This window comes from Terriglobales bacterium (assembly GCA_035764005.1).
GTDB lineage: Bacteria > Acidobacteriota > Terriglobia > Terriglobales > Acidobacteriaceae > Gp1-AA112.
In genome coordinates, this window is sequence record DASTZZ010000099.1 from 76,510 (window position 1) to 89,866 (window position 13,357).

Below are 13,357 nucleotides of genomic sequence, written 5' to 3' on the forward strand. Positions count from 1 at the left end.
CAATGTCATGTTTTGCCTTTCCGCGTGAGTCGGCCACTCAGCATTAGCCCCAGCATGCGGAAGTCGCTGATGAACGACCACCAGGGATGCCCAAACGTCGCAGGCTTATTCCCTTCAATCAGGAAGTGACCTGTCCACGCAAAGCCATACGCAATGGGAATCCAAAGAAGAGCCCAAACGTAGTGCCCAGTCGCTAAAGCGATCACAAAAACGGCGAGTCCAAGGATAGTGCCGCAAGCATGCATGACACGGTTGCCGGCTTTCGAGTGCTGCTCGAGATAAAACGCGAAGAACTCGTCGTAGGTGGAGAACTGAGAATCTTTCATCGAGTCCTGGTATTGGATCGCTTAGCGAACTACGCCTTCGAGAGGTGAACTCGCAGTAGCATACAGCTTCTTCGGCATGCGTCCAGCTAAATAAGCGCTGCGACCAGCGATCACCGCGTGCTGCATAGCTTCAGCCATAAGCACCGGATCTTCGGCATTCGCGATTGCGGTATTCATCAAGACGGCGTCAGCTCCAAGCTCCATGGCAACGGTCGCGTCCGATGCTGTGCCGACGCCGGCATCAACGATGAGAGGAATGTCGATGATCATCTCGCGCAAAATGCGAATGGTCGCGGAATTCTGAATGCCGAGACCACTACCGATCGGTGCTCCCAAGGGCATGATTGCGCTGGCCCCGGCGTCAAGCAGTCTTTTTGCGACCACTACATCATCGGAGGTGTAAGGAAGAACCGTGAATCCTTCTTTCACCAGAGTGCGCGTGGCTTCGATGGTCGCCTGCACATCGGGAAACAGAGTTTTCTGATCGCCGATCACTTCAACCTTCACCCACTCTGATAAGCCCACTTCGCGACCAAGCATCGCCGTTCGGATGGCTTCATCGGCGGTGTAACAACCTGCGGTATTCGGCAAGAGAAAGTAACGCTGAGGATCGATGAAGTCGAGTAAAGACTCTTTAGTGCGGTCAAGATTCACTCGTCGCACAGCAACAGTGACGATCTCCGCGCCAGACGCGTCGATCGCGCGACGCGTCTGCTCGCCATTCTTGTATTTTCCCGTTCCGACGATGAGGCGCGAATTGAAGGCGCGTCCGGCAATGACCAGTTCGTCCATGAGGAGATTGTAAAGCTTTCGAAGGCAGCACTCAGCAATCAGCACTCAGCAATCAGCGAATGAGAGTCAGAGGTCAGGACTTAAATTACCGACAAATGCAGGGGCTCTTAAAGTAGAATTTCGCGGCTAAATCCTGATTGTGGAGATTCAATGCAAGACTTTCGACGTCTGGACGTTTGGCAAAAAGCCCACCGGCTGACATTGGAGATTTACCGGCTCACCAAGAATTTTCCATTGGACGAGCGATTTGGCCTCACAAGTCAAATGCGCCGCTGTTCGACCTCGATGCTGCAAACATTTCAGAGGGATGCGGAAGGGGTAGTAATGCCGATTTTCACCGCTTCCTTCAGATGGCCATGGGCTCAGCCTCCGAGCTTGAATATCATCTGCTGCTCTCTCGCGATCTTGGCTACTTAGCCGACGGAGAACACGCACCCTTGCACGAAAAGGGGATTGAAGTGAAAAGAATGCTCACGGCTCTTCTGAGCAAAGTTGAGCGCGATCAAAGCAAAAGTGGATTGGCCAATCGAGCAAATTAGCGTCTGAATGCTGAGTGCTGAGTGCTGACAGCTCTTTTCTAGCTTGTCTCATTCCACAGAAACGCCAGCTCGTCCGCTGTGTCGTTCACAAGCTGTTGGATTGAGACGCCCGCGCTATGCCCGGCCTTCGTTTCATAATGCAGCAGCACGGGGCGATCGCTGGCGTCGTCGGCCTGAAGTTCGGCGGTCATCTTACGAGCGTGTAGGGGAGCTACGCGTGTATCTGAGTCTCCCGTGTTCAGCATGATTGCCGGGTATTTCGTTCCGGGTTTGACGTTCTGGTAGGGCGAATACTTGATCAGATAATCGTACTGCTCAGGATTTTCAGCCGAGCCGTATTCCGACGTCCACCAGCGGCCCACCAGGAACTTCTGGAAGCGAATCATGTCGAGCAGTGGGTAGCCTACCCATACGGCGCCGAACAGGTCGGGACGCTGAGTGAGCGCGGCGCCCATCAGGAGGCCGCCGTTGGAACGTCCGCGAATCGCGAGATGCTTCGATGTCGTGTATTTATTGCTGATCAGATACTCAGCCGCAGCATAGAAATCGTCGAAGACGTTCTGTTTCTTTTCAAACATTCCCGCCTTGTGCCATGCTTCTCCGTACTCGCCTCCGCCGCGCAGGTTTGGTTGCGCGTAGAAGCCGCCCTGTTCCATCCACCACGCGAACTCGGGATCCCAATGCGCAGTCATGGGAATCAGGAAGCCGCCATAGGCGAACATTAACGTGGGCGCCTTGCCGTCCCGCTTCAGGCCTTTTTTCGATGCGATGAACATTGGTACGCGTGTTCCGTCTTTGGAGTTGTAGAAGACCTGCTTCACTTCATATTGATCGGAGTTGAATGGAACTTTCGGTTTTGCGAATACTTCAGTTTTTCCGCTGGCAACGTCGTAGTGATAAACCGCAGGTGGGATGTTGAAGGACTCGAAGGTATAGAAGCCGTGGTTGGAATCCTCTCGCCCATGAACTTCGGACGCTGAGCCCAAAGCGGGGTAAGAGATCGTTCCGACCTGCTTGCCATCGAGAGTAAAGATGCGAGTTTGGGTAACTACATCATGCAGGCCAGTGGCGAAAAGCTTGCCGCCGATGATCGAAATTCCTGAGATTACGTCTTTGCTTTCGGGAACGACCGTTTGCCACTTGTCGGTGGCAGGATCTGCGATGCTGACTTTTATTACCCGGTAGTTGTCAGCCTGATAGTCGGTCAAAACATACAGATCGTCCTGGTAATTTATCGGAGTAAAGCGGCTGTCGATGCCGTGAATCACTTCCCGAATTGGAGCATCGGCGGTCCGCACATCTTTGACATAGATGTCTTCCCGTTTGGCGGGAACCCCGTGTGACACGCCAATGACGAGATAGCGTCCGTTCTGCGTCACCTGAGCGCTGATCAGTTCCATTTGGCCGAATTTTTCGCCATTGAACTCCTTGCCGAAGACAAGCTGATCGGAATCCACAGGCTGTCCGATGCGGTGGTAATAGACGAGCGTCCCCGTTGGCTCGAATTTTGAGTAATAAATGCCCTGCTTATCCGGCGCGAGACTCACGCTGCCGTAGCGTGCCCTCGGAAGCACGTCCGACAGCTCTTTCCGATTTGGAACATCCATCAAATGGACCGTCTGTTCGTCGGCGCCGCCCTCGCGAATGCCGTAGACGAGAAGCTGAGCGTCATCAGATACATCGTTGATGTGAACGGAAGTGTTCTGATCTGCGCTCAGCTTCGTTGCGTCGATGAGCCGCTCGTCGCTTCCGTGCAGCCCTTTGCGGAAGTAGATTGATGCCTGGTTCTCGTCCGGCAGACGTTTGTTGTAGAAGTACGTGTCACTGCGCTCGACCGGAACTCCTATGGTTTCCACGTGATGAAGCTCCGTGAGCCGCTTCACGATCTCCGGACGAATCTTTACTTGCGACAGGTATTGCTCGGTATAGTGCATTTGCTGATCGATCCAGGCGCGCGTGTCCGGACTGTTCTGATCTTCGAGCCAACGATAGTTGTCGGTAAGCGTGTGGCCGGAGACTTCGTCTGTAACCGGCTTCACCTCTGTTGCAGGAGGTGGCGGAAGAAGGATGCCGTGAGCGCCTCGAACTTCTTTCTTGGAGGGAATGTCAGCCGCAATCAGGGCCATGGACGCAATCAGAGTCAACGCAAGGAAGACCAGGATTTTCATGCGAAAAGTTGTAACACGAGGCGGCGTATTCGTGCTTTAGGGGGCAATTAGTTCCGGGGAAAATACGATTTAGCCTGAGGTCACCCCGCCTTGCGCAGTGGTGTTGATTTGTGCGGGCGGCCGTGGCTTTTGGCGGTTCTCAGCTTGTTTTCGAGAAATTCGCGCAAAGCGACAGCATTGTTGTGTTCCTGATCATGCGAGCTGTAAACGAGCGTCAGCCGACTCGGCGCGTTTTCAATTAGGGCATGCCAGCTTTCTGCATTCGCGCTCAGTTCGGCGAAATAGCGCTTGCGGAATTCACTCCATTTTTCAGGATCGTGGTTGAACCACTTGCGCAATGGAGTGCTCGGCGCGACATCTTTCATCCATGCATCGAGGTGCAGCGCTTCTTTTTTTACTCCGCGGGGCCAGAGGCGCTCGACGAGAATACGCTTACCGTCTGATTTGGCTGCCGGTTCATATGCTCGTTTAAGAAGAATTTCTGTCATAGGTACTCCATCCAGCTAGAAGAGTCTGAAATGCGATCGAGACCGCTTCTACTGGCGATCTCCGATTGCCATTCGCGGTTGTGTTTCTGTCGGCAATTCCATTTTGGTCACCCGCACGGTTTCAATGCGACGATCCGTGGAAGCCAGCACTTCAAATCTAAGATGCTGATGCTCGAAGCTCTCGCCCGGCTGAGGAATGCGCCCGGCAATTTCACTGACCAGTCCTCCGACGGTAGTTGCTTCAACGTCGTCAATGCGGAATTGAAACAGTTCCTCGAGTTTGTCCAGGTCCGTAGCTCCGGAAAGCCGATATGAATTCTGGTTTTCACGAATCACGTCAGCGCGTTTTTCGTGCTCGCCGGCAATGTCTCCGACGATCTCTTCCAGCATGTCCTCCAGGGTGACCAGGCCCGCCACGCCGCCGTATTCATCGATGGCAATCGCCATCTGCACCTTCTCGCGCTGCATCTCGCGCAACAGCTGGCTGACCTTTTTCATTTCGGGGACGAACTGCACGGGCCGCATCAGCTTGGCGACGGTCTCGGTGCGCGCGTCAGCATCTGTAATTTGCAGGATATCTTGTGCGAAGACGATGCCCTGCATGTGGTCGAGATCGGGATCGTACACCGGCACGCGCGAGTGCGGGCGCCGCTTTAACAAATCTGTGAGCTGCTCCACGGTTGTGCTGGCCGGAACCGCGAGCATATCCGGTCGCGCAGTCATCACCTCACGCACGATCTTGTCGCCGAACTCGACGACGGACTGAATCAATTCGCGATCGCTTTCTTCGAGAATGCCCTCTTCGGTGCCGGCCTCGAGCAGCGCATCCACTGCCTCCGACGGATGCTCCGGGTCTTGGGGTTCCTGCGTGTCCGCCAGCGCCGCGACCGACATGCTGAATCCAAGCACGATCGTGATCGGCAGAGCCACCCAGATCAGAATTTTCAGAATAGGAATCAGACGGGCGAGCCAATCTCCACGAGTGCGAATAAATAGTACGTAGGGCAGCAACCGATTGAAGACCACAATGATCAGTACGATTGCGATAGCGGCCTGTGCTATCTCCGCCCAGCTCCATCGCCCGTCCAGAAAAGTGGCATACCCGATGAGCAGTGCTATAGCCGCGGTGCAGAGCTGAGCCAACAACTGCATGGAGAGCGCAACACGCGATGTGCCGACTCCCATTTTGGATTCGACACGATGCTCATAGCTGGCGATGTTCTCTTCGAATTCACGCGAAAGGATCTTGCCTTTCTCCGCGTAGACGCGCTCGACATACGACACCAGCGTCAGCAAGGCGGAAAGAACAGCGAGCGCGATGACGATAGCGAGAATCATTGCTTTTTAACCACAGAGGACACCGAGGGCGCAGAGGAACCAAGGCTTCGTTTGGCTTTTCCTCCGTGGTCTCTGTGTCCTCTGTGGTTAATTGTCACTCTTTCGATCAGTCCTGCCGGCAGTTTCAGTTTTGCCCGGAGTTGTTGCTCTAGAGCAGCCATCTCGCCGTTATCCGATTCGTGATCGTGTCCTGCCAAGTGCAGCAATCCGTGCAGCAGAAGAATTTTAACTTCGGTGGTGAGCGAATGGCCTAAGGCTTTCGCGTTTTCGCGTGCGATGCCGCGAGAGATGGCGATGTCGCCGGCAACCCTCCCGTTCTGGGCCGCCGGAAATGAGAGGACATCCGTAGCTTTGTCCTTGCCGCGAAAGTCTCGGTTCAGACGGCGCATCTTGTCATCTGAAGTGATCAGAACGTTCACTTCGCCCCGAATACCGACCGCTCGTTGAGCTGCACGCAGGAAAGTCTCTATTTGGGAATTGTTCGCGCGATGGTCGGGGTCCGGCATAGGGCACGGGGACAGGTTACAGGGAACAGGTTACAGGGAACAGGAACTTAGATGCCTCGTCCGGCCATTCTCTTTTCTGTGTTGTGTTGCCATTCTTAACAGTGCCGGCCGGGTTTAACCCTCACACGTTCTTGCTCGCCCACGGCTTACGCCATGGGTACGTCGCATCTTATCGAAAGAGCAACGCGCTCCCTGTAACCTGTCCCCGCTTTCCTGTCCCCTGCTTTCATTGCTCCAAAATAGGAGGCGCTTCCGCCACCAGCGGCTCAGCCGGAGGTGCGGGCAGCAGCGACAACTGCTGCTCCAGCCGCTGCTTGTGATCGTCGTAGGCGCGGATTATGCGCTGTACGAGCACGTGCCTCACTACATCGCTTTCGTCGAAGTAGTTAAACGAGATGCCGTTCACGCCCTTGAGTACGTCGGTGGCCTCAATCAATCCACTGCGGCGTGCGTTCGGCAAATCGATCTGCGTGATATCGCCGGTGATCACTGCCTTGGCGTTAAATCCAAGACGCGTCACAAACATCTTCATCTGCTCAGAGGTGGTGTTCTGGGCTTCGTCGAGAATGATGAAGCTGTCGTTCAGCGTGCGGCCGCGCATGAAGGCGATCGGCGCGATTTCGATGACATTGCGCTCCAGATAACGATCGACCTTCTCCTGATCGAGCAGGTCGTACAAAGCGTCGTACAACGGGCGCAAGTAAGGATCAACCTTCTCCTGCAGGGTGCCGGGCAGGAATCCGAGGCGCTCGCCCGCTTCAACGGCCGGACGCGCGAGGATGATCCGATTCACCTGCTTATTTACCAAAGCAGAAACAGCCATGGCGACGGCAAGATAGGTCTTGCCGGTTCCGGCAGGCCCGATCCCGAACACCATGTCGTTCTTCTCGATGGCTTCGAGATATCGCCGCTGATTCAAACTCTTTGGCTGCACCACTCGCTTGCCGAACGACCGTTGCCGTCCCGTTTCGGCAAGCCCGCGCAACGTCGCGGACGGATCCGAGATAACGATCTTCAGCATCGAGCCCAGATCGCCGTTGTGGAACGTGTACCCCGACTTTCGAAGGTATTCGTAATCGCCGAAGACTTGCTCGGCGCGAGACACGTCGCGGGCTGCGCCTTCAATATTCAGATGGTCGGAGCGAAGGTCGATTGAGACATTCAATCCACCTTCCAGCAGGTGAAGGTTCTCATCCCTGGTACCGAACAGGGCCTCCAGATTTGGAGTGATCTCAAGCTGCTTGTTCATCGATGGTCGGGGTTCATCCTCCGGGCTAAATGCGAGCAGATGGAAAACGCCACGCGTTCTGCGGTGTCGCGATCACAGTTTTGGGCTGATGAGTCGAGTGGGATAGCTTCGGAATGTCGTCCACGAGCGTGGAGCACATCCATCGCGCGTAGAGTAACCGTGGTTAGCGGCGAAGTCAATAAATAGAATGTCAATTCCCGTTGCCGTCTCCGAGGCTCAATTCTGCTGCCATTCTGCTCTAGACTTTAGATGCCTGCAGGTGCCGAAAGGGCACTGCCAGTTGTGCTTCCGAGTGCCTTCGGTCGAAGAATCATCAACTTGGAAGTTATTCTCGGCTAAGGCAATCCAAAGCTGGATTCCGCCAGGTCGATGTGGGACAATCAGTTGGGCACAACCAATGTTTAAGCGACTCCTCAAGCCCGCTCTGATTCTGCTGGTTGTGCTGGTAGTGTGCTGGGTGCTCATCTCTCCGGCAGTCGACCTGGAGCCCGGAACGCTTCGGTCACTGCAGTTCGTTGCTATTTTTGCCTTCCTTCTCGGCTGCCTCAAGCTTTGCATACTCCCCCCAGCCCTAGATCTGCAACTGCACCGTCTGGAACCGATTCAGACCTCCGCGCTCGCTCCAACACCTCCCAGCGCCTCTGCAAGTTGCGTTCTTCTCTGCTGATTCTTCTCTAGCCATGTTTGCTGAGGCGTGATCTCGCCTCGCGTTGTCCCATTCTCTGAAAAAGGAATCTGACTATGGCCGACACAGCTGTTGCTCGCCCTCAGGGCGATTGCTTCCGCTCTGAAAGGTTCCAGGCGTTCTTTGCGAAGCTTCGCGCCTGCGGGCGTGGCACTTTGATGCTCGACTATGACGGCACCTTGGCGCCGTTTACCCCAGATCGCGAATCCGCACGTCCCTATCCGCAAGTTCCCAGCCTCCTCGACGGGATCATGAAAGGAGGGAGGACGCGGGTAATTATCGTCAGCGGACGCTCGGCAGGCTCGGTGGCCTTGCTGCTGGGCACGCGCCGCATTCCGGAGATATGGGGCCTGCACGGGCTCGAACGAATCAATGCCGTCGGCACCCGCGAAATGCTGCCGTTTTCCGACTCCGATCTGCAGGTGCTGGCAGAGGCCGACATGTTGCTTTCCGCCGCGGGTCTTTCGGAATACCTGGAACTTAAGCCAGGAAGTGTCGCCGTCCACTGGCGCGGTCTGCCGGCGCCAAAGAAGAAAAACATCAAGCTCGAAGCTACCAAGATTATGAATTCCCTGGCCGAAGAGTCGGGGCTTGTTGTGCTGGACTTTGCCGAAGGGCTAGAGCTGAGGGTGTCCAGTGCCAACAAGGGAGACGCGGTCCGGAAAGCTCTGGGGGAGCGGACTGCGTCTCCAGCGGTTTATATCGGCGACGACATCACCGACGAAGATGCCTTTCGTGCGATCAACGAACTGAAGGGACTCTCCATCCTGATGCTCCCAATTGACCGGGAGACGAGCGCTCAAGCGCGCTTTCGAACACCGACGGAGCTATTCGCATTCCTCCAGCAATGGAACGAATGCTGCGGAGGAATGAGATGAGCAAGGATTCGCGCCTGATCATCGTTTCCAACCGCTTGCCGATGACTTTTGAGATTGCAGCAGACGGAGTGGAATTGAAGCCAAGTGCCGGGGGCCTCATTGCCGCCTTGGGACCCATCGTCAAAGAGTCCGGAGCCGCCTGGGTTGGCGCGACCGGAACATCTTTTGATGCGGCTATTGAGGATGTACTGGCAGAACTAGCCAACCAGCAATGTCTCATTCCTGTGTATTTGACCGACCAGGAAACGCAAAACTTCTACAACGGATTTGCCAACGAGATTCTCTGGCCACTCTTTCACGACCTGCAGTCGAGATGCAATTTCCAACCGCAGTACTGGCATTGTTATCGGGAAGTGAACGAGAAGTTCGCCCTGGCCGCCGACTCCATCGCCTCAGACGATGACGTCGTCTGGGTGCACGACTATCACCTCATGCTGCTGGCCGAAGCTTTTCGCGAGGTCTCGATCGCCAGACCACGCATGGCCTACTTCCACCACATTCCCTTTCCGGCACTGAACATCTTCCAGAAGCTGCCGTGGCGGGCGCAGATATTGCGCGCACTGCTGCAGTTCGATCTCGTTCTCTTTCAAACCGCGGGGGATTCGACGAACTTCGTTGAGTGCGTAATGTCATGCCTGAAAGACGAGGCTCACGTTGAAGCACTCCGGGACTACCACTTGCTAACGTATGCGGATAGAGAGACGGTCGCGACCAGTTTGCCGATCAGCATCGACTTCGAATCGCTGTCCCATGATGCTGCTGATCCCGCTGTTGCCCGCCTTGCGGAGACACTCAGAGCCCAGGCTGCAGGTAACAGACTGGTTCTGGGATTGGATCGTCTCGATTACACCAAAGGCGTGGGCTATCGTCTGCAGGCCTATCAGCATCTGCTGCGCACCTCCCCCGAATTCCACGGCAAAGTCTCCTTCTGGCAGATCACAATCCCGAGTCGGGAATCGATTCCCCAGTACAAACGGCTCAAGGAGGAGCTAGAGACGTTGGTCACCGCCATCAACGACGAGTTCGGCACACGTGATTGGACTCCGGTGACGTACATGTACCGCCATCTCACGCGGACCGAACTGCTCGCCTGCTACTGCGCGGCGGAGGTCGCGATGGTGACTCCGGTGAAAGATGGAATGAACCTGGTCGCCAAAGAATATTGCGCGGCCAGAAACGATAACGGGGGAGTGCTGATCTTGAGCGAATTCGCCGGCTCCGCTTCAGAACTCGGAGACGGAGCGTTGCTCGTGAATCCCTACGACGTTGAAGGAATGGCCGCAGCGTTGCGACAGGCATTCGCATTGCCCGTGGCCGAGCGTGCAATGCGAATGGTGAAAATGCGTTCGAGGATCCGCATATGCAACGTCTACGACTGGTATGCGAATTTTCGGGCTGCTTTAGGCTTCGCGACTCATCATCCCCTGATCGGGCCGGAAAAGAGCCGCATCATGGGCCGAATGACAACGGCTGCAGGGTAGTGACGGCCAAAGCGTTGCGTCATTCAAAATGGAACAGGCGAGCCTTTGGGCTCGCCTGTTCGCTTCTGTTAATCAGATTATCCGCGCACGTTCACGGTGGAAAACGCCAGCACTACATGGCCGCTGGCCGGCGCTCCGAAAGCTCGGGCTGGTTCGAACGTGGTGAAGATCAGCGCGTTGTCGATCTTCACGCGCAGTGTGTCCGAGTCATGTCCGGAAAGGATGCGATAGTCAAGAACACGTCCGGTGGAATCGACGTTGGCTTCGATGAGCACCGGGCCTTCAATTCCCTGAATTTCATAAGGGCCTGCTGCCAATCGAGGCGGCGTATAGAGCGATGTAGGAATATCGTTTGCCACTTCCGGAAGAGCGAAGAAGCCGATGAGCACGCCGAACATGATGACTGCCGTTACGAGTCCAGCGGTCGCAGGCAACATGAAGCTGTTAATCGCATGCTCGATCCGAAGGCCGATGTTCTGCCAGGTGCGCGCCATGCTGCGCGAGCGCTCTTGTTGGATGGCAACTTTCAAGCGCAGAGGAAGATCGCTCGGTGCTTTGCGGGTTCCAAGTGAGGAAAGCAGCGCCTGCGTACGCTGCAGTGAGAGATAGTTTGCGTGGCAATCGCCGCACTTCTCCATGTGCAGCGAAATCGCACGCATCTCATGACCGCTCACGGCCCCGTCAAGATATGTAGAAAACATCGACTTGGCTTGTTTGCAGTCCATCACTTGTTTCCCACCTCCAACGACGCCAACTCCGGCGAAACTTTGAGTCCCATCTCGCGCCCGACTTGCCGCGCATAAGCTTCGAGGCGCTTCTTCAGCGCGAAGCGTCCGCGCATCAGCCGCGATTTTACGGTTCCCAGCGAGACTTGCAGAATTTCCGCGATCTCCTCGTACGAAAGTCCCTCAATATCACGCAGTACCAAAGTGGTCCGGAACGGCTCGGGGACCTGAGCCAACTCCTCTTCGACTTTGCTGCGAATCTCTTCGTGCGCCGCGAGATCGAAAGGCGATTCGTGCTCATCAACCAGCGTTTCTTTCAGCCCGAAACTCTGGCTTTCATCTTCGCTCGGAGTACCTTCCATCGAAGTCTCGCGCCGCTTATGACGGAACCACCAGCGGCGCTGATTCGACGCCTCATGCAGCGCGATCCGGTAGATCCATGTTTTCAGGCTGGCTTGGCCATTAAAGCGCTTGATTCCGCGGAAGACCTTGAGGAAGACCTCCTGGGTGGTATCGGCAGCGTCGGCAGAATCGTTCAGGATGCGATATACCAGCCCATAAACTGGCTGATGATAGTGCGCGATCAGCCATTCATAGGCATTTTCCGAGCCTGCCTTGAGTTCGGCCACGATCGAGGCTTCTTCGGCTCGGGCTGATATCGCGCTTGCCAGGTTTGCCAACGTAGTAACTCCCGCCATTCGCACGGCGTTAGGCATAAGTTAGCAGGTCTCCTCGTAAATGGCGATTCGACAGCCTTATGAGATAGACCCCAACGTGCTCTGGAAGGTTCCCGGTCTGCCAGGTTGCAGGTGACCAGTGGACATTCCGAGCGGCTAACCCGCCAGAACTCTGTTCTTAAGAGAACAAGATTAGAACGCCGGTTGCAACCTTACTTTCGTTTCGTTTTCGATCATTTTGGCTGCGAAGCCGAGGTCGAAGCGGCGGCATTTGAGGAAGCTGGTTTCGTTTTGGAGCTCGGTTTGGAAGAGCTGGTTGCTGACTTCTTCCGCGATTTCTTCTTCGGCGCCGGTGCGGGCTCGGTGTCGTCAATAATGATCTTCTTCGGAGGCTGCGCAGCAGCCTGTGCCGCAGCCTGTTGATAGGCTGCGATACGGGAATCGGCTGAGGCAGTCATCTCCGCCAGCAGATCGCCATACGTGCGGCGGTCGTCATCGATAGCCGCAACGTGGGGCGCAATTACCTCATACTCTTCGCGCTTGCCAAAAGCTCCTGCGGACTCGGCCAGATTCGCAAGCACATCATAAAGAGCATTGATATTGCGGTAGAGCTTGAAATTGGCGACCAGGCTTTGCGGAGCAGACCGCACGGCAGAGATGAGGCCCGGCATCGCATTGGTGATATTCCGCTGAATCGACTCCACATTATCTGTCGCCTGCGATTTAGTAGAGGAATCGGTCTTCCATTTGTCTATCCGCAACTTGCCAAGATCGGCATTCAAGCCAAGCGTCTCTTGCTGGATTCGACTCAACAAAGATCCCGGATCGGGAAAGTTCTGCGCGGCCGGAGCAGTCTTTGCCGGAGCAGGAGATAACGGAGTTTGAGCCTGGGATAGAGGAGCGACGACTGCGATCAGGAGCAGGCGGACGAGAAGCTTCATCAGCCTTTAGCATACTCCCGAGCCACTTTTGCTCACCACCCGCAGGTTCAAACCGAGACATGGGAAGGTTGCTGATTCACATTCCGCTACGGAACTGAATGATTCTGCGGCGATCGCGTTTGGAAGGCCTTCCGACCGGAGCAGGAGTGAAGCTCTTCAGCATTCGACGTTCTTCTGCAGCCTTCAACCGCGCTTCACGACTGGCATCGGTTTCGGCATAGAGCGTCTGCGCCACAGAAGCGGGACCGCGAACATCGCTCAATGCGAGCACCTTAATCTCGAACTCCCCGCCTTCAGTCTTGACGTGAAACAGATCGCCGACATGCACCTCACGCGCGGGCTTCACCGGTTGTCGATGCGATTCCACGCGGCCCAGCTCGCACGCCTTCACCGCCAATGCGCGGCTCTTGAAGAAACGCGCCGCCCAAAGCCATTTATCGATTCGAATGCCGGTCATGAGAAAAGAATCAGTGGTGAAGATGAGTTTGGTGGACCTGGTCGGGATCGAACCGACGACCTCTTCCATGCCATGGAAGCGCGCTCCCAGCTGCGCCACAGGCCCAC

At 55.6% G+C, this 13,357-nt stretch carries 12 protein-coding genes, 1 tRNA gene and 1 pseudogene; 3 read left to right on the forward strand and 11 right to left on the reverse strand.

All coding sequences use genetic code 11. From position 1 onward, the window contains the following. Positions 1-5: 5 nt before the first annotated feature. Positions 6-326: a DUF962 domain-containing protein gene (locus VFU50_16300; GenBank protein ID HEU5234424.1), complete on the reverse strand. Its 321-nt coding sequence runs from the start codon at positions 324-326 to the stop codon at positions 6-8. A 21-nt stretch (positions 327-347) separates the two neighbouring features. Then, positions 348-1,118 (reverse strand): thiazole synthase, encoded by a 771-nt coding sequence (locus VFU50_16305; protein HEU5234425.1) that lies wholly within the window; start codon positions 1,116-1,118, stop codon positions 348-350. A gap of 150 nt (positions 1,119-1,268) precedes the next feature. On the opposite strand from VFU50_16305, the pseudogene VFU50_16310 reads away from it, so the two are divergent. Continuing rightward, positions 1,269-1,657, forward strand: a pseudogene (locus tag VFU50_16310) (four helix bundle protein). Between the two features lie 38 nt (positions 1,658-1,695). On the opposite strand, the gene VFU50_16315 reads toward VFU50_16310, so the two are convergent. The 5 genes from VFU50_16315 to VFU50_16335 all read right to left on the reverse strand — a co-directional run bounded on the left by VFU50_16315 (position 1,696) and on the right by VFU50_16335 (position 7,406). Continuing rightward, complete coding sequence (locus tag VFU50_16315) at positions 1,696-3,825, reverse strand: prolyl oligopeptidase family serine peptidase (protein HEU5234426.1); 2,130 nt, start codon at positions 3,823-3,825, stop codon at positions 1,696-1,698. 80 nt (positions 3,826-3,905) lie between these two features. Beyond that, the gene (locus VFU50_16320) at positions 3,906-4,313 is read right to left on the reverse strand and encodes a DUF488 domain-containing protein (GenBank protein HEU5234427.1); all 408 of its coding nucleotides are present in this window, start codon (positions 4,311-4,313) and stop codon (positions 3,906-3,908) included. Positions 4,314-4,361: 48 nt separating this feature from the next. Then, a complete protein-coding gene (locus VFU50_16325; protein ID HEU5234428.1) occupies positions 4,362-5,651 on the reverse strand; it encodes a hemolysin family protein in 1,290 nt (429 codons plus the stop codon). Further along, positions 5,648-6,157 carry an rRNA maturation RNase YbeY gene (gene ybeY / locus VFU50_16330; GenBank protein HEU5234429.1) on the reverse strand — a complete coding sequence of 170 codons (510 nt, stop codon included), beginning with the start codon at positions 6,155-6,157 and terminating at the stop codon, positions 5,648-5,650. Before ybeY ends, VFU50_16325 begins: the two co-directional genes overlap by 4 nt. A gap of 226 nt (positions 6,158-6,383) precedes the next feature. Then, positions 6,384-7,406: a PhoH family protein gene (locus VFU50_16335; GenBank protein ID HEU5234430.1), complete on the reverse strand. Its 1,023-nt coding sequence runs from the start codon at positions 7,404-7,406 to the stop codon at positions 6,384-6,386. 843 nt (positions 7,407-8,249) lie between these two features. Between VFU50_16335 and otsB the strand changes: the two genes are divergently transcribed. Then, a complete protein-coding gene (gene otsB, locus VFU50_16340) occupies positions 8,250-8,969 on the forward strand; it encodes a trehalose-phosphatase (GenBank protein ID HEU5234431.1) in 720 nt (239 codons plus the stop codon). Then, positions 8,966-10,450: a trehalose-6-phosphate synthase gene (locus tag VFU50_16345; GenBank protein HEU5234432.1), complete on the forward strand. Its 1,485-nt coding sequence runs from the start codon at positions 8,966-8,968 to the stop codon at positions 10,448-10,450. The genes otsB and VFU50_16345 overlap by 4 nt, the downstream gene beginning before the upstream one ends. Positions 10,451-10,527: 77 nt before the next feature. On the opposite strand, the gene VFU50_16350 is transcribed toward VFU50_16345, so the two are convergent. The 4 genes from VFU50_16350 to VFU50_16365 all read right to left on the reverse strand — a co-directional run bounded on the left by VFU50_16350 (position 10,528) and on the right by VFU50_16365 (position 13,355). Next, complete coding sequence (locus tag VFU50_16350; GenBank protein HEU5234433.1) at positions 10,528-11,175, reverse strand: zf-HC2 domain-containing protein; 648 nt, start codon at positions 11,173-11,175, stop codon at positions 10,528-10,530. Continuing rightward, positions 11,175-11,891, reverse strand: a complete 717-nt coding sequence (locus VFU50_16355) for a sigma-70 family RNA polymerase sigma factor (GenBank protein ID HEU5234434.1) — start codon at positions 11,889-11,891, stop codon at positions 11,175-11,177. Before VFU50_16355 ends, VFU50_16350 begins: the two co-directional genes overlap by 1 nt. A 194-nt stretch (positions 11,892-12,085) precedes the next feature. Beyond that, a complete protein-coding gene (locus VFU50_16360; protein HEU5234435.1) occupies positions 12,086-12,793 on the reverse strand; it encodes a hypothetical protein in 708 nt (235 codons plus the stop codon). Positions 12,794-13,279: 486 nt separating this feature from the next. Then, positions 13,280-13,355, reverse strand: a tRNA-Ala gene (locus VFU50_16365). Positions 13,356-13,357: the final 2 nt, after the last annotated feature.

Excerpts from the sequence above, each read along its gene's own strand:
- VFU50_16360 (HEU5234435.1), bottom strand. The coding sequence starts at position 12,793 with ATGAAGCTTCTCGTCCGCCTGCTCCTGATCGCAGTCGTCGCTCCTCTA.
- VFU50_16325 (HEU5234428.1), bottom strand. The coding sequence starts at position 5,651 with ATGATTCTCGCTATCGTCATCGCGCTCGCTGTTCTTTCCGCCTTGCTG.
- VFU50_16300 (HEU5234424.1), bottom strand. The coding sequence starts at position 326 with ATGAAAGATTCTCAGTTCTCCACCTACGACGAGTTCTTCGCGTTTTAT.
- VFU50_16315 (HEU5234426.1), bottom strand. The coding sequence starts at position 3,825 with ATGAAAATCCTGGTCTTCCTTGCGTTGACTCTGATTGCGTCCATGGCC.
- VFU50_16335 (HEU5234430.1), bottom strand. The coding sequence starts at position 7,406 with ATGAACAAGCAGCTTGAGATCACTCCAAATCTGGAGGCCCTGTTCGGT.
- VFU50_16345 (HEU5234432.1), top strand. The coding sequence starts at position 8,966 with ATGAGCAAGGATTCGCGCCTGATCATCGTTTCCAACCGCTTGCCGATG.
- VFU50_16350 (HEU5234433.1), bottom strand. The coding sequence starts at position 11,175 with ATGGACTGCAAACAAGCCAAGTCGATGTTTTCTACATATCTTGACGGG.
- ybeY (HEU5234429.1), bottom strand. The coding sequence starts at position 6,157 with ATGCCGGACCCCGACCATCGCGCGAACAATTCCCAAATAGAGACTTTC.
- otsB (HEU5234431.1), top strand. The coding sequence starts at position 8,250 with ATGCTCGACTATGACGGCACCTTGGCGCCGTTTACCCCAGATCGCGAA.
- VFU50_16305 (HEU5234425.1), bottom strand. The coding sequence starts at position 1,118 with ATGGACGAACTGGTCATTGCCGGACGCGCCTTCAATTCGCGCCTCATC.
- VFU50_16355 (HEU5234434.1), bottom strand. The coding sequence starts at position 11,891 with ATGCCTAACGCCGTGCGAATGGCGGGAGTTACTACGTTGGCAAACCTG.
- VFU50_16320 (HEU5234427.1), bottom strand. The coding sequence starts at position 4,313 with ATGACAGAAATTCTTCTTAAACGAGCATATGAACCGGCAGCCAAATCA.